Source organism: uncultured Marinobacter sp. (assembly GCF_947259545.1).
Taxonomy (GTDB): domain Bacteria; phylum Pseudomonadota; class Gammaproteobacteria; order Pseudomonadales; family Oleiphilaceae; genus Marinobacter.
In genome coordinates, this window is the sequence record NZ_CAMYMK010000008.1 from 293239 (window position 1) to 317238 (window position 24000).

27 protein-coding genes are annotated in these 24000 nt (G+C 55.7%); 14 read left to right on the plus strand and 13 right to left on the minus strand.

Annotated elements, in window-relative coordinates; all coding sequences use genetic code 11:
* Positions 1–35: 35 nt before the first annotated feature.
* The 3 genes from Q0Y21_RS13070 to Q0Y21_RS13080 are packed head-to-tail and all read left to right on the plus strand — an operon-like array spanning position 36 to position 2118.
* Positions 36–1535 carry a YdbH domain-containing protein gene (locus Q0Y21_RS13070; protein WP_297796219.1) on the plus strand — a complete coding sequence of 500 codons (1500 nt, stop codon included), beginning with the start codon at positions 36–38 and terminating at the stop codon, positions 1533–1535.
* Positions 1532–1744, plus strand: coding sequence for a YnbE family lipoprotein (locus tag Q0Y21_RS13075; protein WP_297796221.1), 213 nt, complete (start codon positions 1532–1534; stop codon positions 1742–1744). The genes Q0Y21_RS13070 and Q0Y21_RS13075 overlap by 4 nt, the downstream gene beginning before the upstream one ends.
* Before the next feature lie 29 nt (positions 1745–1773).
* Complete coding sequence (locus Q0Y21_RS13080) at positions 1774–2118, plus strand: YdbL family protein (protein ID WP_297796222.1); 345 nt, start codon at positions 1774–1776, stop codon at positions 2116–2118.
* 42 nt (positions 2119–2160) lie between these two features.
* Here Q0Y21_RS13080 and Q0Y21_RS13085 read toward each other — a convergent pair whose 3' ends face one another.
* The 5 genes from Q0Y21_RS13085 to rluF all read right to left on the minus strand — a co-directional run bounded on the left by Q0Y21_RS13085 (position 2161) and on the right by rluF (position 7169).
* The gene (locus Q0Y21_RS13085) at positions 2161–2652 is read right to left on the minus strand and encodes a hypothetical protein (RefSeq protein ID WP_297796224.1); all 492 of its coding nucleotides are present in this window, start codon (positions 2650–2652) and stop codon (positions 2161–2163) included.
* A complete protein-coding gene (locus Q0Y21_RS13090; protein WP_297796226.1) occupies positions 2649–4424 on the minus strand; it encodes a GGDEF domain-containing response regulator in 1776 nt (591 codons plus the stop codon). Before Q0Y21_RS13090 ends, Q0Y21_RS13085 begins: the two co-directional genes overlap by 4 nt.
* A complete protein-coding gene (locus Q0Y21_RS13095; RefSeq protein WP_297796228.1) occupies positions 4411–4851 on the minus strand; it encodes a response regulator in 441 nt (146 codons plus the stop codon). Before Q0Y21_RS13095 ends, Q0Y21_RS13090 begins: the two co-directional genes overlap by 14 nt.
* Positions 4848–6131 carry an ATP-binding protein gene (locus Q0Y21_RS13100; protein WP_297796230.1) on the minus strand — a complete coding sequence of 428 codons (1284 nt, stop codon included), beginning with the start codon at positions 6129–6131 and terminating at the stop codon, positions 4848–4850. The genes Q0Y21_RS13095 and Q0Y21_RS13100 overlap by 4 nt, the downstream gene beginning before the upstream one ends.
* Before the next feature lie 129 nt (positions 6132–6260).
* Positions 6261–7169: a 23S rRNA pseudouridine(2604) synthase RluF gene (gene rluF / locus Q0Y21_RS13105; RefSeq protein WP_297796232.1), complete on the minus strand. Its 909-nt coding sequence runs from the start codon at positions 7167–7169 to the stop codon at positions 6261–6263.
* Between the two features lie 231 nt (positions 7170–7400).
* On the opposite strand from rluF, the gene Q0Y21_RS13110 reads away from it, so the two are divergent.
* The 6 genes from Q0Y21_RS13110 (at position 7401) to Q0Y21_RS13135 (ending at position 11898) form a co-directional block, all read left to right on the plus strand.
* Entirely contained in the window at positions 7401–8300 is a 900-nt protein-coding gene (locus Q0Y21_RS13110; RefSeq protein ID WP_297796235.1) for a sensor domain-containing diguanylate cyclase, read from the plus strand.
* Positions 8301–8355: 55 nt separating this feature from the next.
* Positions 8356–8769: an alternative ribosome rescue aminoacyl-tRNA hydrolase ArfB gene (arfB, locus tag Q0Y21_RS13115; RefSeq protein WP_297796238.1), complete on the plus strand. Its 414-nt coding sequence runs from the start codon at positions 8356–8358 to the stop codon at positions 8767–8769.
* A 36-nt stretch (positions 8770–8805) separates the two neighbouring features.
* The gene (locus Q0Y21_RS13120; protein ID WP_297796240.1) at positions 8806–9417 is read left to right on the plus strand and encodes an ATP-binding cassette domain-containing protein; all 612 of its coding nucleotides are present in this window, start codon (positions 8806–8808) and stop codon (positions 9415–9417) included.
* Entirely contained in the window at positions 9417–10211 is a 795-nt protein-coding gene (gene fetB, locus Q0Y21_RS13125; RefSeq protein WP_297796244.1) for an iron export ABC transporter permease subunit FetB, read from the plus strand. Before Q0Y21_RS13120 ends, fetB begins: the two co-directional genes overlap by 1 nt.
* 80 nt (positions 10212–10291) lie before the next feature.
* Positions 10292–11269 carry a GTP-binding protein gene (locus Q0Y21_RS13130; protein ID WP_297796247.1) on the plus strand — a complete coding sequence of 326 codons (978 nt, stop codon included), beginning with the start codon at positions 10292–10294 and terminating at the stop codon, positions 11267–11269.
* A gap of 92 nt (positions 11270–11361) precedes the next feature.
* Positions 11362–11898, plus strand: a complete 537-nt coding sequence (locus Q0Y21_RS13135) for a class I SAM-dependent methyltransferase (protein ID WP_297797154.1) — start codon at positions 11362–11364, stop codon at positions 11896–11898.
* A gap of 4 nt (positions 11899–11902) precedes the next feature.
* Here Q0Y21_RS13135 and Q0Y21_RS13140 read toward each other — a convergent pair whose 3' ends face one another.
* From Q0Y21_RS13140 to Q0Y21_RS13150, 3 genes are all read right to left on the minus strand, one after another.
* Complete coding sequence (locus tag Q0Y21_RS13140) at positions 11903–12907, minus strand: PA2778 family cysteine peptidase (RefSeq protein ID WP_297796250.1); 1005 nt, start codon at positions 12905–12907, stop codon at positions 11903–11905.
* 28 nt (positions 12908–12935) lie between these two features.
* Positions 12936–13337 (minus strand): PA2779 family protein, encoded by a 402-nt coding sequence (locus tag Q0Y21_RS13145; RefSeq protein WP_297796253.1) that lies wholly within the window; start codon positions 13335–13337, stop codon positions 12936–12938.
* 121 nt (positions 13338–13458) lie between these two features.
* Complete coding sequence (locus Q0Y21_RS13150; RefSeq protein ID WP_297796256.1) at positions 13459–14907, minus strand: phospholipase D-like domain-containing protein; 1449 nt, start codon at positions 14905–14907, stop codon at positions 13459–13461.
* An 88-nt stretch (positions 14908–14995) separates the two neighbouring features.
* Here Q0Y21_RS13150 and Q0Y21_RS13155 point away from each other — a divergent pair, with 88 nt between their 5' ends.
* Positions 14996–15757: a protein phosphatase 2C domain-containing protein gene (locus Q0Y21_RS13155; RefSeq protein WP_297796259.1), complete on the plus strand. Its 762-nt coding sequence runs from the start codon at positions 14996–14998 to the stop codon at positions 15755–15757.
* 12 nt (positions 15758–15769) lie between these two features.
* Here the strand turns inward: Q0Y21_RS13155 and Q0Y21_RS13160 are convergent, their stop codons facing one another.
* Positions 15770–16510, minus strand: coding sequence for a glutamine amidotransferase (locus Q0Y21_RS13160; protein ID WP_297796262.1), 741 nt, complete (start codon positions 16508–16510; stop codon positions 15770–15772).
* 237 nt (positions 16511–16747) lie between these two features.
* Here Q0Y21_RS13160 and Q0Y21_RS13165 point away from each other — a divergent pair, with 237 nt between their 5' ends.
* The gene (locus Q0Y21_RS13165; RefSeq protein WP_297796265.1) at positions 16748–17365 is read left to right on the plus strand and encodes a CAP domain-containing protein; all 618 of its coding nucleotides are present in this window, start codon (positions 16748–16750) and stop codon (positions 17363–17365) included.
* Between the two features lie 65 nt (positions 17366–17430).
* On the opposite strand, the gene Q0Y21_RS13170 is transcribed toward Q0Y21_RS13165, so the two are convergent.
* The gene (locus Q0Y21_RS13170; protein WP_297796268.1) at positions 17431–18153 is read right to left on the minus strand and encodes a YebC/PmpR family DNA-binding transcriptional regulator; all 723 of its coding nucleotides are present in this window, start codon (positions 18151–18153) and stop codon (positions 17431–17433) included.
* A gap of 215 nt (positions 18154–18368) precedes the next feature.
* On the opposite strand from Q0Y21_RS13170, the gene Q0Y21_RS13175 reads away from it, so the two are divergent.
* The gene (locus tag Q0Y21_RS13175) at positions 18369–18959 is read left to right on the plus strand and encodes a tetratricopeptide repeat protein (protein WP_297796270.1); all 591 of its coding nucleotides are present in this window, start codon (positions 18369–18371) and stop codon (positions 18957–18959) included.
* A gap of 76 nt (positions 18960–19035) precedes the next feature.
* Here the strand turns inward: Q0Y21_RS13175 and Q0Y21_RS13180 are convergent, their stop codons facing one another.
* The 3 genes from Q0Y21_RS13180 to Q0Y21_RS13190 form a co-directional block, all read right to left on the minus strand.
* Positions 19036–19404: a hypothetical protein gene (locus Q0Y21_RS13180; protein ID WP_297796273.1), complete on the minus strand. Its 369-nt coding sequence runs from the start codon at positions 19402–19404 to the stop codon at positions 19036–19038.
* Between the two features lie 205 nt (positions 19405–19609).
* Positions 19610–20038, minus strand: a complete 429-nt coding sequence (locus Q0Y21_RS13185; protein ID WP_297796276.1) for an SRPBCC family protein — start codon at positions 20036–20038, stop codon at positions 19610–19612.
* Positions 20039–20180: 142 nt separating this feature from the next.
* Entirely contained in the window at positions 20181–21053 is an 873-nt protein-coding gene (locus Q0Y21_RS13190) for an AraC family transcriptional regulator (RefSeq protein ID WP_297796279.1), read from the minus strand.
* Between the two features lie 162 nt (positions 21054–21215).
* Between Q0Y21_RS13190 and Q0Y21_RS13195 the strand changes: the two genes are divergently transcribed.
* Positions 21216–22712, plus strand: a complete 1497-nt coding sequence (locus Q0Y21_RS13195; protein ID WP_297797157.1) for a CoA-acylating methylmalonate-semialdehyde dehydrogenase — start codon at positions 21216–21218, stop codon at positions 22710–22712.
* Between the two features lie 103 nt (positions 22713–22815).
* Positions 22816–23982 carry an acyl-CoA dehydrogenase family protein gene (locus Q0Y21_RS13200; protein ID WP_297796282.1) on the plus strand — a complete coding sequence of 389 codons (1167 nt, stop codon included), beginning with the start codon at positions 22816–22818 and terminating at the stop codon, positions 23980–23982.
* Positions 23983–24000 lie beyond the last annotated feature (18 nt).

Sequence of the window (24000 nt, forward strand, 5' to 3'; positions counted from 1 at the left end):
TCAAAAGGAGCGTTGTTTTGCCATTTGATGGCCTCATGCCATGGAAGCGATGGACCCGCATGGTGGTCCTGGTGGTATTTGCCCTGACAGCGCCGCCTGTGTTTGCTGCAGGCTGGTCCCTGATCCTGCAACAGGGGCAGATCGGCCTGTCTCTGCCGGATATGCATTTCGGAGGATGGGCTGTGACCGGACTTCGCGCTGATGTGGTCACCGCCGTCGAGGCAGACAACCGTGTGGCTACCATTCATTTCAAGAGCGGATCCCGGTTGCAGGCGGCGCGCGTTGCTCCGGACGCTGGCGACACACCGGTTCAACTCACTGATGTCCGCGTGGATCTGAGGGGTGTCACCCTGACAGTGAATCTCGGAGGCAGTGGCCCCTTGGCCGAGCGAAGCGCTGTGGCTGGTGAGGTGGTTATCGACGCTGGAACAGTGCAGCATCCGCGCCTCAGAAGTCAGGGCTGGCGATTTGAGGGCGTGGTGAATGGCCCCCTGACGGATCTGCGGGCTGAAGGTCAGGTGCGGTCTGATTCCGGTCTGGTTGCTGATGTGACGGTGAGAAACGTGCCTGGCGAATACCTGGCTGCCCGTGCTTCTGCGGAGGTTAGTGGGGCGCAGGGCAGCAAGGCGATGGCGGGTACCCTGGCTGACTGGCCAGAGCTTATGGAGCTGCATACAGGGCAGGTACGGGCCGAAGCGGAATTTCGCATGGAGCCCGATACCCCGTTGACACTCGATGGCCGGTTTCATTTCGACGGCGTTGACGGGATCATGGATCGTACTGCGATATCCGATCTGAACGGGCGGCTGTTGATCCGCCTGGAACGTGGATTGCTGACCGCTCGCTTTCGCGACGTGACTATTGGTCAGATCAACTCCGGCATTGGCATGGGGCCCGTTCGTTTTCTGGCTGACTATGAGGCTCCGCTATCTGGTGTGCTGGCCGGCGTTCTGGATATCCAGCAGGCAAATGCCGGGTTTCTGGGCGGCAACCTGAGGGTGGCGCCCGGTACCATCGATCTTGCCGGGAAGCGCCCTCAGGTCCCGATTGATGTGTATGAAATTTCCCTGGCGCGGCTACTGCAGGTTTACCCGACAGAGGGCTTTGAAGGTACCGGAGAGCTCAGTGGCCGTATACCGGTCATGGTCACTGAAACCGGTATCGAGGTTGAGCAGGGCCAGATTTCAGCCCTCGCGCCCGGTGGGCTGATGAAATTCCCCGCCGAGAGGCTCCAGGCGATGCTCGGCAGCAGTCAGGCCATGGACCTGGTGGTGGACGCGTTGCAGAATTTTCATTATTCGGTGCTGGAGAGCACGATAGACTACGATGAAAAGGGCAAGCTGGTGCTTGGTTTGAGACTGGAGGGGGAGAACCCTGAGGTCAGAGGCGGGCAACCGGTGGTGTTGAATATCAGTCTCGAGGAGGACATTCCCGCCCTGTTAACCAGCCTCCAGTTGAGTGGCAGGGTAAATGAAGCCGTGACCGAACGAGTTCGGGAGCGACTGCAACAATCCGGGGAGGAGACAGTGCCATGACGAATGAATTGCGGTCGCGCCGGCCGCTTACGGTGAGTTCATTGATGCTGTTGCTGCCGCTGGCGTTATACGCCTGTACGCCAACGGTGCAGATGGCCGCACCAAAAGAACCGATAACGGTGAATCTGAACGTCAAGATCCAGCACGAAATCTACGTCAAAGTGGACAAGGAAGTGGATGAGCTGTTCAGTGAGCAGGGACTGTTCTGAGCGAAGCCGGACATTGTAAGGGGTTGAAGATGAAACGACTGATACAACTGGGTGCCTTCATTCTGGCGATCGCTATGAGTGTGCCGGCGCTTGCCATGGGACTGGATGAAGCCAAGCAGAAGCTGGAATCCGTCAAGCAGCAGGGCCTGGTGGGAGAGACGCCGACAGGCTACCTCGATGTGGTCCGTGGCGAAGGGGATGCCCGCGAGGTGGTTGAGGCCATAAACAGTGCCCGCAGGGATGAGTACACCCGCATTGCGGAAAAACACGACATTCCGGTAACCCAGGTGGAAACGGTGGCCGGCAAGAAAGCGATCGAGAAAACGCCCTCCGGTCAGTTCGTGTTGATCGAAGGGCAGTGGGTGAAAAAATAGAAACCTGGCGTTGCTGGTGGAGCCGGAGGGCGATGAGTTTCCCTATACGGAAAAAGGTGATGCCACCTTGAACCAGTAATCCTCCATGACCTGGACAATCTGGACCAATCCCTCGAAACGCAGAGGCATATGGATAACTGATGCGGCTCCCAGCCGGTATAGTTCCGGGGTGTTAGGCGACGTGCTATGCCGGTAAAAAACAATCACTGGCATCGCCTTTAATGTTGGGGTCTGCTTGACCCGGGCCAAAATGTCAGCGTTGGACCATTTGCCATCGTCCAGAGCGATCATCAGCAGGTTGGGCAATGAGGACCTGCCGGAAACATGATCAGTGCAAGCAGCATCCAGTGCTTCAAAAAGCTGGTCCGGGTCCTCAAAGATAAGCAGATCATGCCCCATTGAATTGACTTGCAGCGCATCAGTAAGCTCCTCCCGCTCATCATCCGATGAAGCGAGAAGCGCAATTCTGAACGATTTTTTATAACCTGGAGATTCCATTCGTCGATCATTCCCTGGGCCGACTGGCATGTTCATTGGCCGTTACTCCCCTCCACTGATGGCGATGGGCCGGATTTTTCAAGATCCTTGCCATTGTGGCTTTGGGCGAATCGCAGCGCTTGTTCTGCTGGCATTGGCTTGGCAATCAAATAACCTTGCCCCATGCTGCAATTCATCGCGGTAAGTGCCTGAAATTGTGCCTCGGTTTCAATCCCCTCAGCAACAACTTGCATACCAAGCGATTCCGCCATGGTAACGATTGCGCGACAGATTGCCGGTTCTGCCAGTGAGTCCACCCCTTCAACAGAGACAAAGCTCTTATCGATCTTGAGGCAATCGGCGGGGAAATGCTTCAGATACTTGAGCGAGGAATACCCTGTGCCGAAATCATCAATCGAGATCCTGGCTCCGGTTGACCGTATCTGTTCGAGCTCCGCCAGGGCATTATCGTCTTCCGAGTTCATGTCTACCAGGGTTTCCTCGGTCAGCTCTATTTCCAGCAGGCTTGCGGGGATTCCTTCCCTTTCCAGAATCGCTTTCAGAGAGGCTCCGAAGTTGCCGGGTTTTAGCTGGATCGGCGATACGTTGATGGCAATTGGAAAATCGGAGACGCCAGCCGCTTCCCAGGCCTTCAGCATTTTGCAGGCCTGGCGGATGACCCACTCACCCAGTGGCACGATCAGCCCGGTTTTCTCTGCAATCGGTATGAATTCTGCCGGGGACACAAACCGCCTGACGCCACCCTCATCTTCAAGCCAGCGAAGCAGGGCCTCAAACCCGATAATTTTTCGGTCAGAGAGGTTCCACTTGGGTTGCAGGTAGAGCTCGCACTCGTTGTGTTCCATCGCCCTACGTAGCCCTTTCTCAAGCTTGATACTCTTTTCCAGCTGAGTCTGTAGCTTGGCAGTGAAGCACTGTAACCGGTTTATCCCGTGTCGCTTGGCTTCGTAAAGAGCGATATCGGCCTTTTGCATCAGTTTTATGGGCGTCTTTCCATTCTCCGGATAGAGCGCAATGCCAATGCTGGCGGATATGTTCAGTTCATGGCCACGAATGGCGGTTGGCGGGGCGATTGCATCGAGAAGCTTGTTGGCCACCAGTACCGCATCTTCATAGGCATTAATTTCGTCGACCAGAATCGTGAATTCGTCTCCGCCAATTCTGGCCGCAAAGTCGGAGCCGCGAAGCACTTTGCGTATGCGATCTGCAATCAGGGTCAGCAACAGATCGCCCGTTGGGTGTCCCAGCGAGTCGTTTATTTCTTTGAAACGGTCAAGGTCAAGGAACAGTACGGCCAATTTGCCCTTTTTACGTTCCGCCCTCGCCAGTGACGCTTCCAGCATTTCTTCGAACAACAGACGGTTACCAAGGCCGGTCAGTGGGTCTCGTTTGGCCAATTGTTCCAGGTTGATCTCAGCGCGTTTGTGCTCCACCGCATGATGAATCGTGCGCTCCAGGAGGGACGTGGATAACTCGTTTTTGGGAATGAAGTCGGCAGCTCCCAGTTCGATCACTTCATCGTCTATTCGGCCTGAATCCGCCCCGGTCAGTACGACAACTGGTTGTGGGATATGCAGTACCGATGCCTCTTTGAGAAAATCGATAGCAGTGTCAGCGCCGAGGAAATAATCCAGCAGGAAAATGTCATGGCATTCTTCAGTAAGATACTGCTGTGCTTGCTGAAAGCTTCTCACGTGCGTGAGCTGAAAACGAAACCGTTGAGATGCCTGAAGAAGACTTTCCAGGATCATGAAGTCTGCTTCGTCATCCTCAATGACGACAACGTTGAACTCATTATTCGTTGACATCGGGTAACTCCACGATGGAACACCAATAACTATTGAAAACCTTTATCTGACTGACCAGCTTCTCAAAGTCGACCGGTTTGGATATGAAGGAACTCGCTCCCAGGTCATAGCTCCTGAAAACTTCCTCTTCCCGGTTGGAGGTTGTCAGGACAATGATCGGTATATGCTTCAGATTCGGATCATTCTTGATCTCTATCAGACAATCCCGGCCGTCTTTTTTGGGCATATTCAGGTCCAGCAGGATGAGATCCGGAAATGGGCAGTCCGCAGTGTTATAGGGAGGTACACGGCGGAGATAGTTCAACAACTCCTCGCCGTTCTCTACGAAATACAGGGGGTTAATGGATTTGCTTTCCAGGAAGGCTTCCTCGGTAAGCATACGATCCAGCGGATCATCATCAGCCATTAAAATCGTGATCGGTTTCATGCGGAAAATGTCCCCGGGTTATTGATGGGCAGGTCAACCTGGAACGTTGAACCTTTCCCAACCTCGCTTGTGGCGGTGATCTGGCCTCCATGCCGGGTAATGACTTTTTTGCAGATGGCGAGCCCCATGCCGGTGCCTTCATACTCGTCCCGTCCATGAAGACGCTTGAAGACCTCGAAAATCTGATTCCCGTACTGTGGGTCAAAGCCTATGCCGTTATCTGTGACTGTTAACCGGTAGGTTTCATTGGAGACCGGAGCACCGGAAATCCGGATAACGGGCGGCGTGTCAGGTGACCGATACTTGAGGGCGTTGCTGATCAGATTCTGAATTACCTGTCTGAGCTGGGATCGATTTCCCGGCACAAAACCCTTGATATCTTTCTCAATGCGGGCATCACATTCCTCGATTCGCAGTTGCAGGTCTCTCTCGGCTTCGTCGGTCAGCTCTGCAAAAGAGACGCTCTCATAATCACGGCTTTGCGTGGTGACCCTGCTGTATGCCAGAAGGCTGTTGATAAGGGCTTCCATACGCTCGGCTGCATCACGAATGTAATAGACAAATTGTTGGCCTTTTTCGTCAAAACTTCCGTAGCGTCCGGAAGACAGAAGCTGCGTAAATGACATCAACTTCCTCAGGGGTTCTCTGAGATCATGGGAAGCGATAAAAGCAAACTGCTCAAGGTCTTCGTTGGATCGCTCGAGCGCCAGGGATTTGGCTTTCTCTTTCTCCTCTGCCTCCTTGCGATGCGCAATCTCCATTTCAAGCTGTTTCTTTGCTTCCAATAATTCCCTTACATGGTCCTGAAGTTCGTTCCGGGCTGAGCGGAGATTACTCTCAGAGGCCTTGCGCAGGTTGATCTCGGTCTGTAAATCGCTATTGGCTTTCTGGAGTTCCATAGGTCGGGGCAGGGCGAGCGCCTTCGGAATCAGCGGCCATATCAGTGCTGCGGTGAGGATAGAAACAATGGCGGTGACTGCTTTAACGGCGCCAGAGAGGTAATAATCACCATTCCATATGTTCCAGACAGCCAACAGGTGGGTGGTGCCACAGGCAAAGATAAACAGGGCAAACAGGACGAACATCCACTGATATTCCAAATCCTTGCGCTTGATCATCAGAACGTAAAGGGCAACCGGGATCGTGAAATAAGCCACAGCGATCAGGATGTCGGAGATGGAATGCAGCAAAACTAGGTCTGGGCGCCACAAGTAGCAATGGCCGTGTCCCATAAAGGTTACGTCAAACCACTCATGCAGGCCATTGGCGTGATCATTCACTGGTGACTCCTTTTTGTAATAGCCGCCGTTGCGGTGTCGTCTGATTCACACCCCTTATGCAGCAGAATGCCTTACAAGATAATACCTTTATAGTTTAGTAACAGTTAATCATTTTAGCGTTGCCCCGAATCAACGTTTGACGCTGCGCTGTTTCGGGCTGGCGGGCTTTTTCCGCTTCCCTGTTCCGTCAGATCGTTTACTCCCCTGTTTTCGTGTCGTACTTGGCTTCCCTGGCCCTCTGGGTGTTTTGCCGGGACGCTTCCCGGGGCCGCCACCGGGCTTGCGGGCATTCTTCTTGGGGGCGGGCTGTGCCTCTGATGTGGAATGGCGGATTGCCTCAAACAGTTCCGCCAGTTCTTTCTGCGTCAGATCCCGCCACTGCCCCACCGCAAGTCCTCTCAGGCTGACATTCATAATGCGGATACGTTCGAGTTTGGTGACTTGGTAGCCGAAGTGCTCGCACATCCGGCGAATCTGCCGGTTCAACCCCTGAATCAGGGTGATGCGAAAGACAAACCGGGACTCCTGATTCACTTTGCACTTTTTCGTCACCGTGCCGAGTATTGGTACGCCGCCGGCCATGCCCTGGATGAATTCCCTGGTAATGGGTTTGTCGACGGTGACCAGGTATTCCTTTTCGTGATTGTTGCCGGCCCGGAGGATCTTGTTGACGAGATCCCCGTTGCTGGTCATAAAGATCAGGCCCTGGGAATCCTTGTCCAGCCGTCCGATGGGGAAAATCCGCTCACTGTGGCCCACAAATCGCTGGATATTGTGCTTTTCAGCGCTGTCGGTGGTACTGACGATACCTGTCGGTTTATTCAGGGCGATAAAAACCAGGTCTTCTTTCGATCGCGGCTCAATGATCTGTCCGTTCACCTTGACCGTATCTCCCGGCAGTACCTGATCCCCCACTGTTGCCGGCTTGCCATTGATACGGACACTGCCCTGTTCAATGTACCGATCAGCTTCACGGCGTGAACACAGACCGCTTTCACTGATGTATTTGTTAAGGCGGGTAGTGGTTCCGGAGGTCATGGGGGTCCTGTGATAGGTTTGCTTATTGTCGGTGCCGGTTTTGTTCGGTGCATGATAACAGGGTCACCTGAATGCGCCAGTGATGGGCACCGTGGAACGGGATGTCATAAATGGTCAAATGTCCTGAATGCGTGAGATATTTCATGGTCAAGCAGGTACTATATATGTGTATAACATCAATATTCCCTCAAGGGTGTCTTGCCTACCATGCCCGATCAGGAAAACGCCAACATGCTCGTTACAACTTCTCAGGGTTTGTTGCCGTTTATAGAATCCTTACCTGATGCTGTCATTATTGCCAATGCTGAGCATGAGATCGTACTGGTCAACGCCCGTGCGGGGGAGATGTTCGGCTATCCTGTGGATGCTTTGGTAGGCTCGGACCTGAATATGCTCATTCCAATGCACCACAGGGATATTCACAGCCGGAATGTTAAGGGGTATTTCCGGGGGCCCCACGCTCGCCCAATGGGAGCCGGAGGGCGCTTCTCCGGACTGCGCGCCGACGGCACCGAAGTGCCGGTTGATATCATGATCAATGCCATTATGTTGGATGGGTCCAGGGTTGCTATGGCCCTGGTAAGGGACGTCACCTATCAGCGTGAGCTGGAAGACCGACTGACTCTGGAATCGCTGACCGACGAAATGACCGGCTTCTATAACAGGAAGCACTTCAAAGCCCAGCTCAGGGCCCAGTACGCGGCATATGCCCGTTCCGGCCTCCCGGCTTCAGTGGTGATGTATGATTTCGATAGGTTCAAAGTCATCAATGATCAGTATGGCCATGCGGCCGGAGATCGGGTGCTGGTTGATGCCGCGAATCTGATTCATGAGGAGCTGCGGCCCATGGATGTGGCGTGCCGCGTGGGTGGTGAGGAGTTTGCGATTATCCTCCCGAACACAAAGCTGCAGGATGCTGTGACATTCGCCGAGCGAATTCGCCAACGCATTGAGCAAGTAGAGTTCAGGCTTGATGGCATAACCTTCTATTCCACCATAACTGTAGGTGTAGCCTCATTTACATCAGCAGACAACTCTTACGATTCACTGATGCGGCGGGCTGACAATGCCCTTTACGCTGGCAAAGCCGCCGGGCGCAATTGTGTTATCTCCCAGGATTCATTAACGTAAGGCTCATTTGGATGGCCAGGCGGGACACCACGGCCATCAATTTTTGAGCTGAACTATGTTGAAAATCTCCAACTCCGTTGAGCTGGCTGACTGGGAAATCGAGATCACGCAGATTCGTGCCCAGGGTGCCGGCGGCCAGAATGTGAACAAGGTGGCTTCGGCGGTACACCTCCGTTTTGATATCCTCCACTCCACTTTGCCACCCTTCTATAAACAGCGCCTGATGGCCTTATCCGATCAGCGCATCAGCAAGGATGGCATTGTGGTGATCAAAGCGCAGTCGTTCCGTACCCTGGAGCTAAACAAGGAAGACGCGCTGGAGCGTCTGAAGGAACTTATCCAGGAAGCGGTGAAGCAGCAGAAAGCCAGGCGCCCCACACGGCCCACGAAATCTTCTCAGCGCCGCCGTGTTGACAGTAAAACCCGGAAAGGAAAAACCAAGGCACTCAGGGGCAAAGTAAAAATCTGACGCCCGGTTTCAGACCTTGAAAAGGAAGCCCTGAACATGCCCGACCTTCGGCTCGAAGACCTGTCCATTGGCTCTCTGGAAAATGTATCCATAACCGTGTCGGCTGGTGAGGTGGTGTGCCTGTCCGGCCGTTCCGGCAGTGGCAAGAGCCGACTGCTGAGGGCCGTAGCGGACCTGGATGCCCACGGCGGTTCCGTTTGGCTGGGTAATACCGAACAGAGTGCTGTTCCGGGGCATCAGTGGCGGCGTCAGGTGGTGATGGTGCCCGCAGAAAGTCAGTGGTGGGCCGAGTGCGTGGGGGATCATTTTCCCGTTGTTAACAGCGTGGACGGCCATCGTTCACTCCCGGTAGCGGATCTGGGACTTGATGAGGCCGTGATGGGCTGGTCCGTGAGCCGATTGTCGTCAGGCGAGAAGCAGCGTTTGGCGCTGTTGCGGGCGATGGCCATGAACCCCTCCGCATTGCTTCTGGATGAACCGACAGCGAATCTGGATGCTGATTCTGTGGCCCTGACAGAGCACTGGTTAAAGCAGGAAATCAACCAGCGCCAGTTGTCCGTGCTTTGGGTTGCCCATGATCGGGAGCAGATACAGCGGGTTGCCAGTCGCCATTTCACCATTCGCGGTCACGCGCTGGAGGCCTGCTGATGGGTGTTATTGACCTGGCATGGTGGAAGCTGGCACTGGCAGCCGGACTGATTCTGTTACTGGCGGTCTTCACCTTTCTCGGCCGTTTGGGCGTAACCAGAAGTCTGCTGATTGCCAGCCTCCGGACCGGCATTCAGCTGGCGTTGATAGGCCTGGTGCTGGAAGCCCTGTTCGCGTCTTCCGGTCTGCACTGGATTGGCCTCATGGCGTTGGTGATGCTTCTGGTTGCCGGCAGGGAAGTGATGGCCAGGCAACAGCACCGGCTAACCGGTGGCTGGGCTTTTGGTATAGGCACCGGCGCCATGTTCCTGTCGTCGTTCACGGTGACGGTATTGACCCTTACTGTGGTGATTGGTCCAAACCCCTGGTACGCCCCCCAATACGCGATTCCGCTTCTGGGGATGATGCTGGGCAACACCATGACCGGCGTTGCGTTGAGTCTCGATCGTTTAACGGAAGCGGTCTGGCGACAGCGCGCGGTCATTGAAAATCGCCTGATGCTGGGGCAGACATGGCAGGAGGCGGTAGGGGATATCCGCCGCGATGCCATGCGCAGCGGTATGATGCCCTCGATTAACGCTATGGCGGCGGCCGGCATTGTCAGCTTGCCGGGCATGATGACCGGGCAAATCCTGGCGGGGAGCCCACCAGCGGTGGCCGTGAAATACCAGATCCTGGTGATGCTCACCATTACCGTTGGTACCGGTTTTGGTACCCTGATGGCGGTGGCATGGGGTAGCCGTCGCCTGTTCGATGACAGGGAGCGCCTGCGCCTGGATCGTTTGTCGGGATAAACCGGCGGCGCATTCCGCTTCTTCGTGGCAGGTGTTATAGTATAACGGTAATCCTCAGAACATCCGCTACGGGCAGCTCCATGAAGACACCGATTCCCACCAACCTGATCCTCGGCTTTCTGGGGGTCGGTAAAACCACCGCCATACTCGATTTGCTGAAAAACCGACCGGAAGGGGAGGTCTGGGCGGTTCTGGTCAATGAATTTGGCGAGGTCGGGATCGATGGCGCCCTGTTGGAGACGGAAGGGGCGTTTGTCCGCGAAGTCCCCGGCGGTTGTATGTGTTGTGTCGCCGGGTTGCCCATGCAGATTGGCCTCAATCAATTGATCCACAAAGCCAGGCCGGACCGCCTGCTGATTGAACCAACCGGCCTGGGCCATCCATCGCAGATCATAGACACCCTGACCAGCGAACACTATCAGAATGTGCTCGCCCTGGGTCCGGTGATTGGCCTGGTGGACCCTCGTCGCCTGGAGGAGCGCCGGGTGGTGGAGAATGTGCAGTTCCGCGATCAGGTGGCGGCAGCCGATATTCTGGTAGCCAACAAGGTCGACACCTGCTCACCGGAGCAACTGTCTGCTTTCGATCTCTGGGCTGCGAAGCTTGAACCCTCCAAGCAGGCAATCTGCCACACCAGTTTCGGGCGTCTGGCACTGGAGTGGCTTGACGGCAACACCGACCTGCGGGAAGTGACGGATCCCCAGGCTCACCACCATCACGATCACCAACCAAAACCTGACCCGGCCGTGTCAATTACCGATGAGCCCTGGCAGCGGGTGAGCAATGAGGGGCAGGGCTATTTCAGTGTCGGCTGGCGAGTTCATCCGGACTTGGTGCTGGATGAGAATGGTCTTCTGGCGCTGGCCCTGGATGATCGGCTATCACGCTTCAAGGCGGTCGTTCACTGCACTGAGGGTTGGCGTGCGATGAATATGGCGGACGGCGCTCTTTCTGTGGTTGAAGCGGAGGCCCGGGATATGTCGCGGATCGAGATTATTGCGTCTTTGGCGCTGGATGCGGAAGCGCTCGATCACCAGCTCCGGGCACTTTGTGCATGATCTGTCCGGTATGTGAAGGTGGGGGACTCCGGCCGTTTCAACGAGTGCGGGGCACCGCTTATCATCGTTGTCCGGACTGTGAGGCAACGGTGATGGACCCCGCTCACTGGCTGACCCCGGAGCAGGAAAGGGACATCTATGATCTTCATGATAATGATCCTGATGACCCCGGTTACCGGCGTTTCCTGTCCAGACTGACGGCACCATTACTGGATCGCCTGTCTGATGGCGCCCACGGACTGGACTTTGGCTGCGGACCGGGGCCGGCGCTGGCAAGGATCATGGAAGCCGCGGGCATGACGGTCAGCCTCTACGATCCATTCTTTCATCCTGAGTCATCGGTATTGGATCGATGCTATGACTTTGTCACCTGCACGGAAGTGGTGGAGCATCTGCATCGCCCCCATGAAGTCTTCCTGGAGCTTGACCGGCTGGTGAAGCCCGGTGGCTGGGTGGGCGTGATGACCTGCTTTCAGACCGACGATAGCAAATTTGCCAACTGGCACTATCGCCGCGATCCCACCCATGTTGTTTTTTATCGTGAGGCAACGATGGGGTGGTTGGCAGAGAAGCTGGGCTGGGCCATGGAAGTGCCGGTCAAGGACGTGGTCCTGTTTCGAAAACCCTGAAGGCTCACGGCTCGATTGGCGCAGGGCATTGGATAACAGGGCAGTTGACGTTGTCCGAGTGGGACTTGTCCGGGTTCTGTCCGGATGGCGCTTCGAAGCGTCCCGGTGCCAGTGTTGCCGCACAAGCGGCCGCTTCCCTGGCCTGGGAAGGGCAGTCAGCCCGGTTGAGTGCCTGGGACAGGTTATACCAGCCTGGGGCCAGCCCGGGAAAGCGTTCAGTCATCCGGTGGTATCGTTCGACAGCCGTTGTCCAATCGGCTTGCGAGTAAGCAATATTCCCCTGTCCCATCACGGCGGCGGGCTGGTCAGGCCATCTTGCTTCCGCCGTCTTGTAGGCTGTCATCGCGGAAAAGGTACGTCCGGTGGTTTCCAGATCATGGGCGGCCATCAGGTAATCCAGTGGCTTCGCGGTGGCAGGTAACTGATCCGGTTTCATCACCACAGCCGACCAGCGTTCGGCCCGGCTCCAGGTTTTATTGAAGACGGTCAGGTTTTGCTCATGGCGTTCGCGGGTATCGGTGTGGAGTATGATGTGACGCTCTTCCGGATCGAAGCCGATCACGACGGCAAAATGCCATTGTGGCCACCAGTTGAATCCCAGGTTTTGCATCACCAGTACCGGATTTCCGGCAGCGACCTCCGAGAGCAGGTTTTCCAGCGTGCCATCCAGTTCGTAGACCAGCATGCCATGGCTTCTGGCTCCCGCTACCAGTTCGACGCGTAAGCTGCCCTTTTTTCCGGGCAGATAAACCAGTTCTTTCAGTATTTCCGGGTTGGTCTCAAGTCCGCGGGCATTCAGCATCATCGCCAGGGAGGCGGGACCACACTGGTAGCGTTCCTGGGCGTGGAAAGGCACGGAGTTGAGAATGGTTCGCTGATGAATGTCAGCATGACTGCCCGCAACAGGCTGTTCCGGCCATTTTGGGCTGCTGGCGCAACCTGCCAGGAGCATGACCAGCGCCAGGCTGATCAAGAGTCCGGACAGGCTGCGGAGGCGGAAAATAGTCACTTGGTTTCAACGTACCTGGCAGCGAGCTTTAGCGAATACAGTTAATGAACGAGAACAGATTGGTCGCGCAAAGCATGTCGGTGATTATGAACACCAGGAGGAACAGGACGATAATGCCCACAACCCCTTCACCCACTTCAGCTTGCGCCAGTTGTTGCTCAAATTCTGCCAGTTCCGAGGGCGTCAGGTTCTGGATTCGTTCTTCGACAACCTCCTGACTCACTCCCATGTCCGCCAGTTTGTCTTTGACCTCCTGCTGTTCAAGCATGTTCAGGAGAGACTCACGGTCCAGGTCGGCACGCTGTTCGGTCAGTAGTTCCCCGGTGCCAACAACGTCAGCTGTCGCAGCAGATGACCAAACCGTTGTCATGGCCATCAGGATGGCCAGGAAGAACGACATATATCTCAGGTTTTTGCGGATTGATTGCATCCCTCACTCCTGTTTTCGGTGATGGTCCTCGTTTCACGCTAAATCAGCAGTTTGATCAGGATCAACTTAATACTTTGTCATACGTATCTCATAGTTGCAGGCCAGGCATGCTTTCCGGCAATCAGAAAGTGGACAGGCCGGAAGCTTCCATCAGTCGATAACGCCAGTACTTGAGTGTGGATTCATCGGCCCAGGTTTCGTAAGGAATGCTCATGACCGTCTCGCTATCGGGCCCCTGATACCAGTGTGCTTCGAAGAAACGGATTGCTTTCTTCATCACAGGTGATGATGCCTTGGAACGCAGGTGAACGCTGGTTTCAAGGTTCAGGTCGTCCAGGTTGCGGCGGGTGAAGTTCGCTGAGCCAAGGAGGACATCCACGGCACCAGCACCGTTTCGTTTAATAAGCAGTTTGCTATGGCATTGCTCACCGCGGGTATGACACCAGCGAACCGATATGCCCGAGCGGACCAGTTCTGCTGCGACGGGGCGGTTGGGAATGCCGTTTTTTGCGAGGCCGAAGGCCTCGTTGTTCGCATCGAGCAGGACCCGGATTTGAACGCCACGTTGCCGGGCCCCGATTAGGGCATTAATGATCCTGCGGTGGGACAGGTAGAAAATCGCCATGTCGATTTGATCGCCGGAGACTGATGACTCAATGATATCTAGCGCACTGGACAGAATGGCGGATTCCGTCACTACCTGAAGAGTATCCGCGGAAGGGGAGACAGCGAATTCGCCGCTCCGGTTACTGCTGTCAAGCATTTGCTCTACTATCCCGATTTCGGCTCTGGACAGGGCCAGGACAGCCTTTTCGCTTTCCAGCAGGCTGGCAACTGCAGGGCCGGTGAAGCTCAACCCGATGTTGCTGTGCCGGCTGCTGCCGTCGTGGGGGTTGGCGGAGGTGACCAGTCCTCGTAAATCGTCACCCTCATCCACCACAATGAGTTTGCGATGGTTAGCTTTGAAGTTGGGCAGGGCAAGATAGCTTCGGATGGTTGCAGGGCCTCCGCCGAGAGCGTTGGGGAGCCAGCCCGAATTCGTCGAATTACCCATCCACTGGCAGCATACCCGCCACAGTGCGGACCAGACAGGATTGCTGTCTCTCAGTCTGGTCAGGTCCGTTTCCACTACCTGGATGCCCGCTTCTCGAAGTTGTGAGAACCAGGGGGAATGGGTGCCGCCATAGAAGGTGTTGATCGGATCGGAGATCACGATGATCTGAATATCGGGTTCAGCCAGCTTGCGAGCAATAAGGGCGTCGGTGAGCTGGCGCGCAAGAGGGCGGTGGGTGACCCCTTCGGGTTTGCTGTCGTTGAAAAGGAACATGTCGACCAGAACGAACCGACTGGCCTGACCGATCAGGCGGAATACCTCGTTAAAGATCTCGTGGTCAAGCCGGGTACTGCCGTCTTTGCTGTGTATGGTGCTGTCGGTCAGCAGTTTCGCGTCGGCCAGCGGTGCTTCCGATCCGCGGTACCCGATACCTGGTGGTAGAGGTTTGAAGGAGTGGTAAAGACCGGTGCCGATAATAACCAGCACAAACATCGCGAACAGCAACTTCAATGTCATGATTAAGCTTCCGGGCTCTTAGGGGCAGTTTGTAGAGACTATACTGCACCAAAGGTCCTTTCGTCTTTGCCGGATAGGAGGCGCCCGGATGCATTATGACATTGCCGGTCTGAGTGATATCGGTACCGTCCGGAGTTCCAACCAGGATGCTGTGGCCTGGCAACTGGGTCAGGATGGCCGCCAGGCATTGTTGCTGGTGGCTGACGGTATGGGTGGGTACCACGGTGGTGACATTGCCAGCCGGCTGGCAATGGAGTCAGTCCTGGAAACCATGGCGCCCAGATTGCAGGAGCCGACGTCCAGCTATGCCGGGCTGAGCGATGACGCCATACGCATGATTCTGCAGGACAGTGTGACGCGGGCTAACGACAGCATCATGGATGGCCGGGCCGTGGATGCAAGTCTGGACAAGATGGGAACAACGCTGGTTCTGGCATGGGTGTTGGAGGGCAGGGGATATGTGGCCCACGTGGGAGATTCGCGCTGTTACCTTTTGCGCGGCCGTCGTGTGACGTGCCTGACCCGTGACGATACCGTCGTCCAGGATATGCTGGATGATGGCAGTATCAAGGCCGCTGATGTGCCGCATATGCCGTTCCGCAATGTGCTGACAAAGGTACTGGGTGCGCCTTCGTCAATTCAGGCAAGCTATCAATGTGTCGAAATCGGAGTTGGAGACAGGTTGCTTCTGTGTTCTGACGGTCTGACCAACGCGCTGCCAGACCAACTATGGCCGGATATACTGGATAAGAATCAGGACACGCAGAGCGTGGCCGAGGCGATGGTTAACGCCAGCCTGGACAACCGGGCGTCTGATAATGTGTCTGTTGTTCTGTTGACCCGGAATTAGCCGCCGGTGGCGTCAGCGGCTCTGAACCAGCTCCGAAAATCGTTTGAGCAGGCCGGTTGCGTCCGGGGTGTCGGCCACCGATGAGATCAGCGCGCTCGGGTCCTGGTTTTCCGTTTCAAGATCCGATGACTGCACTTCCAGATACGCTTTCATGATTTCCGGAGTGAACTCCGGATGGAACTGGACGCCCCAGGCGCACTGCCCAATACGAAAGGCCTGGTGAGGCTCAAACTCATTGTTTGCCAGCAATACAGCGCTTTCCGGAAGTCGAAGAACGGATTGGCGATGGGTCAGTTGCGCCTGAAAGTGTATCGGTAGCTGCCCCAGGAGTGGATCCCTTGTGGCAGAATCGAAAAGCTTCACGCCAAAAGTGCCACTTTCCCGGCCCTGTGGGTGATACCCCACGTCACCACCGAGCGCATGCGCCAGCAATTGGTGTCCATAGCATACCCCCAGCAAGGGGATCTGAAGGTTGACCGCGCTGGCAAGCCAGATGGCGGTTCGCTCGCTCCAGTCTGCGCGCTCGCTGACCATCGCCGGCGAACCGGTGACGAGGATGCCATCCCACTGTTCGGGGTGTCCCGGGGATTCTCCTGCCGCTACATTAACCACGGATATATCCAGCCCCTGGCCCAACTCCCGGACAAACCAGTGGTCGAAATCACCGAATTTCGCCTTGATTGAGGGGTAAGTGGAACCGGTTTTCAGTATCACCAACCGGGGAATTCTGCCGGTTGTCTGGCTATTGGCCATGAATGCGCTCCCGCCTCGTCATCTAAAGGGCCGATCATACTCAACAAAGGTTCGGGGGAACACCGGTCGCTGACGCTTTCTTTTCATAATGTGCCCAGTGTAAACGCTGTAAGTTCTTTTATTTCCTGAAAGTGTGGCTTTGTAAGGAGTTGTAGTTTTGTCGATCCCTGCACTTTTCTGTAGGCCTGCTTTCTATATATTGGGACAACGAATTCCTGACTAATGAGTTGGCCAAAAATGAATGGTTTTTTGACGCTTCCCGCGATTCTAGTATCAGCCGTTGTCCTGACAGCCTGTGGTGGCGGCGGCAGCAGTTCTCCCGAAAGTGACCACTCCTCCGCAGTGGCCAACAGCGCTGAAGTGTCTTCGCAAGGTCAGGTAGAGGAAGAGAGCGCTGATACTGCTGATACTATTGTGATCGCCGGATGCGAGGTAGAACAGTATCAGGCAGACATGCTCAGAAAAGTGAATGCTGCCCGTGCCTCTGCACGAAGCTGTGGCTCCGAGCAGTTTGCACCTGCTGAGCCGTTAACATACAACTGCCCGATAGAAGGTGCCGCTGAACACCACAGCAATGACATGGCCTCCAATAACTTTTTCAGTCACACAGGTTCCAACGGCTTGCGCGTGGGAGCTCGGGTGACGGCCACTGGCTACGAATGGTCCGTTGTGGGCGAGAACATTGCGGCCGGTTACGATGATGTGGATACGGTGGTTCAGGCGTGGCTGGACAGCCCCGGACATTGTCGCAACATCATGGAGCCCAAGTTCTCCCAGTTTGCTGTAAGGCGGGTGGATACCAATAGGGCTGACTACGAAAACTACTGGACACAGGTGTTTGCCACACCGGAGTAACATCAGTGCGATAAAAAAGCCCCGCTGCTCCATTGAGTAGCGGGGCTTTTTGTTTGAAGCTGCGTTTACTCGGACAGCTCCGCGTTGTGGAAAACGTTTTGCACATCGTCCAGTTCATTGAGCATGTCGAGGAATTTCTCGAACATAGCCACGTCATCGCCTTCCACCGGGGTGGAAGTCTTGGGCAGGAACTGGATTTCGTCCACTTCGAAATCGATACCTTCGATCGCATCCACGAGCGCCTGCCTGGCCTTGGCATACTCGGTGTTTGGCGTGAATACGGTGATCAGGCCGTTTTCATTTTCAATATCCGTGACGTCCACATCCGCTTCCATCAGGGCTTCCAGCACCGCTTCCTCATCGTCACCGCTGAAAACGAAGATGGCGCAGTGATCAAACATGTGGGCAACGGCGCCGGGAGTGCCGATTTTGCATTTGGTCTTGGTGAACGCCAGGCGGACATCACCGAAGGTCCGATTCGGGTTATCGGTGAGGCAATCGACAATAACCATGCAGTTACCTGGGCCGTAACCTTCATAACGGGCTGGTGAGTAGTCTTCGCCGGCGCCGCCCTTTGCCTTCTCAAGGGCTTTGTCAATGACGTGGGCAGGCACCTGGTCCTTCTTTGCCCGGTCGATCAGTCCTCGCAGAGAGAGGTTGCCGTCAGGGTCGGTGCCTCCGGACTTGGCGCACATGTAAATCTCGCGCCCATATTTACTGTAGACCTTGGTTTTTGCCGCAGCCGTTTTGGCCATGGACTCTTTACGGTTCTGATAGGCTCTGCCCATTGCGCTGCCTCTTTGATCGTTCGGAAAGAGCCGGATTTTACTCAACAAGCTGGCTCGGTTACAGACTTTCTTGTCAGTTCTTCAGGAAGTGCATACCAATTCTGCCGTTTTCCTGTATCCGACCAACAGAGTAGGATTTCGGCACTTTCGGGTCAGTGACCGGATCTGAGTGCGTTGATAACGTCGGTATGACATGCCAGAGACGGGTGGTCGCAATGCTCAGGAACGTAAGGCAGTACCGGTCAAGGCTTGCCGATTTGCAACGGTTTTTCGCTATTGTCTGTGTCGGGTTATTCATGATGCCGGGATCTGTCCGGGCGTATGGAGACGATGAGCAGCTGGGTGTGGCCCGCGAGATGATTGGTGTTTTGAACGCCTATGCCGTCTACAAGATGGGGCGGTACGACGAAGCGTTTGAGCAATACAGGATTCTCGCTGAGAAAGGCAGTCGCCAGGCCATGCTGAATGTCGCCAATATGTATTCGCAGGGACTCGGCACGGAACAGAGTGATTCATTGGCTTTTCGCTGGTATCTGGAAGCCGCGAAAGCGGAGGACGCCATTGGTATGATGGAGGCAGCCAGGGCATACGAGCAGGGGCGTGGCATGGACAAAGATGCTGCGCTGGCCGAGCACTGGTATCTGGAGTCCGCCAAAGCCGGTAATGCTGAAGCCCAGTGGATCATTGGCAAACGATTGTTTGACAGCGGTGAGTATGAGGCCGGACTTGAGTGGATCAGGCTGGCGGCAAACGAGGAAATGGCAGCCAGACAGTTCCTGTCGAAGCTTGAAAGGTCTGAAGAATAGCGAAGCGAGGATTCAAGGGGGTGGATCTAAGGTGGACAGCAGCAGGCTGCTGTCCACCTTCTTATGCCAGCCGGACTTATGCCTCGGCGGCTTCACTCCGGTTGCAGTTCTCGCGGCCCCGGCTGAGCAACTGCTTTTCAATGGTCTGTGCCAGTTCGGCGCCATCGACGATGTAAGCGGGGTCGTCTGTCATTCCGAGAACCCTTCTGATCCACGGAGTTTCAGTTACATTCACCCGGAATGTCAGCTTGGGGACGAACTGATAAGTGACGTCGTCTTTTTTCCAGGTCACTACCGGAGCCCTGTGAAGGTGTCCGGCCGGGTCCCGCTGTTCCTGCTGGCTGTACTCATTCTGCCAGCCAACGTGAAGGTCCGTGACTCCGGTGTTGATTTCCATTGCCCGTTCCTGGGTAAGACCAATCAGTCGATTTGTAGTGATGCTCATATCAGAGCCTCCTTTTAAGAGAAAGAAACAAAAACAAAACCCTATGGCTGCTTTTTGTTGTCAGGAGCCTTCCTGGCCCCGCTCTATTGTGTGAACAACTGTACACAGGTATTGGAGGAAAAGAATAGTCGAAATAGATGTGGAGGCCTGATATGACAATGCGGATGCTACTTATGGCCGGAAAGCCCGGCCATAAATCAACGGCTTACGCCATCTTTGGGACGCGCTTGATGCCTTTGCGAATACCCTGTTCGAGTGCGGCACTTACTACCTTGCCGGTATAAGGAACGATGTCCTCGAAGGTGATGGTGTAGTTCATCCGGGTGCCGCCTTCACCGGCATCCTCAAAGCGGATGCGGCCCATGTGGTTGCGGATCGGGCTCATGCTGGTGATGGTGTACTCGATCAGGGAGTCCGGTTCGAAGCCGATGACGGTTTCTTCCAGACTCAGTGGCCCGATGCCGATTTTTCGTACTGAGCCGATGCCGTTTGGGTCTGCCTGGTCACTGTCCTGAATGCGTTTGACCGGTGCGCCCAGCAGTTTGCCAAAGCGTCCGTGATCGGCGAACAGGGCAAATACCCTGTCACGGGGTACATCGAAGGTTTCATCTATTTCAATGGTATACATGGCCATGGGTTCTCTCTTGATGTGTAAGAAACCTGAAGATCAGGAATGCTGATGACACTAGCCTATCGCTCTGCAGGCTACAACGAAAGTCGTAGTTGCAGGCGGGCCGAACCTTGGCCTGAATCGCACGGCGTTGAGGTTTCATCCGTCAATGACGACTGGTGTGTCGGTAGTCCCTGGGGGACTGTCCCATGACTTTCTTGAACAGTCTTGAGAAATAGTAGGAATCGTCATATCCCAGGCGTCGGCTGATATCGGCAAAACTCAGGCTGGTGGTGTCCAGCATCTGGCAGGCCCTCTCCACTTTCAGGTGCAGGAAATGCTGGATAGGAGAGGTGCCGGTCTGTTCCCGATACCGGGTGGCAAAGTGGGCCGGAGACAGACCTGCCAGGTCTGCCAGCTGCTCCAGTGATACCCGTTCGTCCAGGTGTTCCCTCATATAGTTGTGAATCGTGTCCAGTTCCGTCTTGCGCTCGTGGCTGGTTTCGTCGGCGTTCAATGGTACGGCTGCCAGCAACTGGCGGAGTCGGTTGGCGGCGTGGATCAGGCCCCGGGTGCGGAACCCCGTTTGCCTTACAGACAGCAAGCCGTTGAAGTCCACCAGTAAGCGCGGCTGGCGACCGAGATGTCTTATACGGGTGTCGTCAAAGCCCATGTAGTGACGGAAATCCTCTGCAAGCGGCCCCGTGTAGTGCACCCAGTGAATAGTCCAGGGATTGTCCGGGTCAGCGGTGTACCGGTGGGATGCGCCTGCGGGCAGTAACAGCAGGTCACCGGCCTCCACGGTGTAGGGTTCTCCCTCGACGTTCAGGAAAGCTTTGCCCTCGGTGCAGTAAATCAAAAGATTGTCATGGTGGTGTTCCCGGTGCATGTGGTGCCCCGTGGCCCGGCGGTAGTGGCCAAACGCCAATGGGTACAGGTCCCGGGTCAGGGGATAGGTAGACAATAGTCGTATGATTGGCGCTGGAACCACATAGCGAATGCTGTCAGCCGGTACAGGCCACTGGGAGGTCTGTGTCATGGATATGCCAATTTACTTGTGTGTAATCAAAAGATAATCCATCACGAACGAAATTTAGTCAATCGGTGCGGTCTGAATTCCTGTGCTAGCATCAATTCAAACATGGTCGTCCACCCGCAGATCGGGCGGCTCCCCCGTACAACAACAAGCAGGGAATTAATGATGAAGAACGTACCTCTGTATCTTGCCGGTGAATTTGTTCAGAGCCAGGCCAGCGACTGGATCGAAGTCACCGATCCCGCCACCAACGAAGTGATTGCCAAGGCCCCGTGCACCACCGATGCGGAAATGCGCAAGGCCATCGACAGCGCCAGCGAGATGTTCAAGAGCTGGAAAGAAACGCCGGTTTCCGAGCGTGCCCGGGTGATGCTGCGCTACCAGGCGCTGCTGAAAGAGCACCATGATGAGATCGCCGAAATTCTGTCCCAGGAAACCGGCAAGACCTTTGACGATGCCAAGGGGGATGTCTGGCGTGGCATTGAAGTGGTCGAGCACGCCGCCAATGTGGCGTCGCTGATGATGGGCGAAACGGTCGAGAATGTGGCGCGGGAGGTGGATACCCATTCCTGGACCCAACCGCTGGGCGTGTGCGCCGGTATTACCCCGTTCAATTTCCCGGCCATGATCCCCCTGTGGATGTTCCCCATGGCCATTGCCTGCGGTAACACCTTCATCCTCAAGCCCTCCGAGCAGGATCCGCTGACGCCGATGCGTCTGGCTGAGCTGTTTGAGGAAGCCGGCGCGCCCAAGGGCGTTCTGCAGGTGGTTCATGGTGGCAAGGAGCAGGTTGATGTACTGCTGACCGATCCGGCCATCCGGGCGGTGTCCTTCGTGGGTTCTGTTCCTGTCGGTCGTTACATTTACGAAACCGGTACCCGCAACATGAAGCGTGTACAAAGCTTTGCCGGTGCCAAGAACCATATGGTGATCCTGCCGGATGCCGACAAGCAGCAGGTGATTAATGCCCTGGTAGGCGCCTCTGTTGGCGCGGCGGGGCAGCGTTGCATGGCTATCTCGGTTGCGGTGTTCGTGGGCGAAGCGCAGCAGTGGATTCCGGAACTGAAGGAAGCCATGGCAAAGGTTCGTCCGGGTGCCTGGAACGATTCCGGTGCCAGCTACGGCCCGATCATCAGTGCCAAGGCCAAGGACCGGGTGGAATCCCTGATTGCTACCGGTGAAGCGCAAGGCGCCAATCTTCTGCTGGATGGTCGCGGCTGCACTGTCGATGGTTTGCCAGATGGGAACTGGGTGGGCCCGACACTGTTCTCCGGTGTCACTACCGAGATGGATATCTACAACGAGGAAATCTTTGGTCCTGTCCTTTCCTGTATGGAAACGAACAGCCTGGGTGAGGCCATTGAGCTGATCAACAAGAGCCCGTACGGCAATGGTGTTTCCATCTTCACCAATTCCGGTGGCTGTGCCCGTCGCTTCCAGCACGAGATTGACGTGGGCCAGGTGGGTATAAATGTTCCCATTCCGGTGCCCCTGCCGTTCTTCTCTTTCACCGGCTGGAAAGGCTCTTTCTACGGTGACCAGCATGCCTACGGCAAGCAGGCGGTCCGTTTCTACACCGAAACCAAAACCGTGACCTCTCGCTGGTTCTCAAAAGAGGCGACAGCGACGTCCGGAGCGAACTTCTCGATCCAGCTGCGTTAACAGCGTTGAAGGTGGGTGTTTGGGCCGGAACCTGTTTCCGGCCCTGTAGTGGCACAGAAAGTTTCTCCCACTGACAACAGGCCTCTCAGACTGGAGTTTAACGATGGACTTTAACCTGACTGAAGACCAGCTGGCGTTTCGTGAGGCAGCCCGGGCGTTCGCGGAGAAATCCATGGCGCCCCACGCTGCCCAATGGGACGACGAGCATATCTTTCCGAAAGATGTACTGAAAGAAGCTGGCGAGATGGGCTTTATGGGCATGTATACCCCGGAAGCCCTGGGCGGGATGGGCCTTTCACGGCTGGACACCTCAGTGATCGTGGAAGAGCTGGCCGCGGCCTGCCCATCCACTGCAGCCTTTATCACCATCCATAATATGGCCACCTGGATGGTGGCGAGTTTTGCCTCGGACGACCTTAAACAGGAAATTGTGCCGAAACTCGCCAGTGGCGAGTGGTTGGCTTCCTATTGCCTGACTGAACCCGGTGCAGGCTCCGATGCGGCCAGCCTGCGGACCAAGGCTGTCCGGGATGGCGACAGCTACGTGATCAATGGTAGCAAGGTGTTTATCTCCGGTGCTGGCGACACTGATATTCTGGTGCTGATGGCCCGTACCGGTGACCCGGATTCCGGTTCCAAAGGCATATCGACCTTTGTTATTCCCGCCGATGCCGATGGCATTTCCTACGGTAAGAATGAAGAGAAAATGGGCTGGCACAGCCAGCCAACCCGCATGGTCAGCCTTGAGAACGTTCGCATTCCCGCCAGTAACCGGGTGGGCAATGAAGGTGATGGATTTGCCATTGCCATGAAAGGTCTTGACGGTGGTCGCCTGAACATTGCCACGTGCTCCCTTGGCGGGGCCCAGGCGGCCTTGCTGCGGGCACGCAACTACATGCACGAGCGCGAGCAGTTCGGCAAACCCCTGGCCGCTTTCCAGGCGTTGCAGTTCAAGCTGGCCGACATGGCCACCAACCTGGTGGCGGCGCGGCAGATGGTGCGCCTGGGGGCGTTCAAGCTGGATAGTGGTGATCCAGAAGCCACACTGCACTGTGCCATGGCCAAGCGATTCGCGACCGACGCCTGCTTTGACGTGGTGAACGATGCCCTGCAACTGCACGGTGGCTACGGCTATATCCGTGAGTATCCGCTGGAACGTTACCTGCGAGACCTGCGTGTGCACCAGATTCTGGAAGGCACTAACGAAATCATGCGCCTGATTGTCGCCCGTCGCCTGCTCGACGACGGTGTGGCGGAAGCTATTCAATAAAAACCGCAAGAACAACGG

Coding starts and splice junctions, on each gene's coding strand:
- Q0Y21_RS13070 (WP_297796219.1), top strand. CDS start 36: ATGCCATGGAAGCGATGGACCCGCATGGTGGTCCTGGTGGTATTTGCC.
- Q0Y21_RS13075 (WP_297796221.1), top strand. CDS start 1,532: ATGACGAATGAATTGCGGTCGCGCCGGCCGCTTACGGTGAGTTCATTG.
- Q0Y21_RS13080 (WP_297796222.1), top strand. CDS start 1,774: ATGAAACGACTGATACAACTGGGTGCCTTCATTCTGGCGATCGCTATG.
- Q0Y21_RS13085 (WP_297796224.1), bottom strand. CDS start 2,652: ATGAACATGCCAGTCGGCCCAGGGAATGATCGACGAATGGAATCTCCA.
- Q0Y21_RS13090 (WP_297796226.1), bottom strand. CDS start 4,424: ATGTCAACGAATAATGAGTTCAACGTTGTCGTCATTGAGGATGACGAA.
- Q0Y21_RS13095 (WP_297796228.1), bottom strand. CDS start 4,851: ATGAAACCGATCACGATTTTAATGGCTGATGATGATCCGCTGGATCGT.
- rluF (WP_297796232.1), bottom strand. CDS start 7,169: ATGACCTCCGGAACCACTACCCGCCTTAACAAATACATCAGTGAAAGC.
- Q0Y21_RS13110 (WP_297796235.1), top strand. CDS start 7,401: ATGCTCGTTACAACTTCTCAGGGTTTGTTGCCGTTTATAGAATCCTTA.
- arfB (WP_297796238.1), top strand. CDS start 8,356: ATGTTGAAAATCTCCAACTCCGTTGAGCTGGCTGACTGGGAAATCGAG.
- Q0Y21_RS13120 (WP_297796240.1), top strand. CDS start 8,806: ATGCCCGACCTTCGGCTCGAAGACCTGTCCATTGGCTCTCTGGAAAAT.
- fetB (WP_297796244.1), top strand. CDS start 9,417: ATGGGTGTTATTGACCTGGCATGGTGGAAGCTGGCACTGGCAGCCGGA.
- Q0Y21_RS13130 (WP_297796247.1), top strand. CDS start 10,292: ATGAAGACACCGATTCCCACCAACCTGATCCTCGGCTTTCTGGGGGTC.
- Q0Y21_RS13135 (WP_297797154.1), top strand. CDS start 11,362: ATGGACCCCGCTCACTGGCTGACCCCGGAGCAGGAAAGGGACATCTAT.
- Q0Y21_RS13145 (WP_297796253.1), bottom strand. CDS start 13,337: ATGCAATCAATCCGCAAAAACCTGAGATATATGTCGTTCTTCCTGGCC.
- Q0Y21_RS13150 (WP_297796256.1), bottom strand. CDS start 14,907: ATGACATTGAAGTTGCTGTTCGCGATGTTTGTGCTGGTTATTATCGGC.
- Q0Y21_RS13155 (WP_297796259.1), top strand. CDS start 14,996: ATGCATTATGACATTGCCGGTCTGAGTGATATCGGTACCGTCCGGAGT.
- Q0Y21_RS13160 (WP_297796262.1), bottom strand. CDS start 16,510: ATGGCCAATAGCCAGACAACCGGCAGAATTCCCCGGTTGGTGATACTG.
- Q0Y21_RS13165 (WP_297796265.1), top strand. CDS start 16,748: ATGAATGGTTTTTTGACGCTTCCCGCGATTCTAGTATCAGCCGTTGTC.
- Q0Y21_RS13170 (WP_297796268.1), bottom strand. CDS start 18,153: ATGGGCAGAGCCTATCAGAACCGTAAAGAGTCCATGGCCAAAACGGCT.
- Q0Y21_RS13175 (WP_297796270.1), top strand. CDS start 18,369: ATGCTCAGGAACGTAAGGCAGTACCGGTCAAGGCTTGCCGATTTGCAA.
- Q0Y21_RS13180 (WP_297796273.1), bottom strand. CDS start 19,404: ATGAGCATCACTACAAATCGACTGATTGGTCTTACCCAGGAACGGGCA.
- Q0Y21_RS13185 (WP_297796276.1), bottom strand. CDS start 20,038: ATGGCCATGTATACCATTGAAATAGATGAAACCTTCGATGTACCCCGT.
- Q0Y21_RS13190 (WP_297796279.1), bottom strand. CDS start 21,053: ATGACACAGACCTCCCAGTGGCCTGTACCGGCTGACAGCATTCGCTAT.
- Q0Y21_RS13195 (WP_297797157.1), top strand. CDS start 21,216: ATGAAGAACGTACCTCTGTATCTTGCCGGTGAATTTGTTCAGAGCCAG.
- Q0Y21_RS13200 (WP_297796282.1), top strand. CDS start 22,816: ATGGACTTTAACCTGACTGAAGACCAGCTGGCGTTTCGTGAGGCAGCC.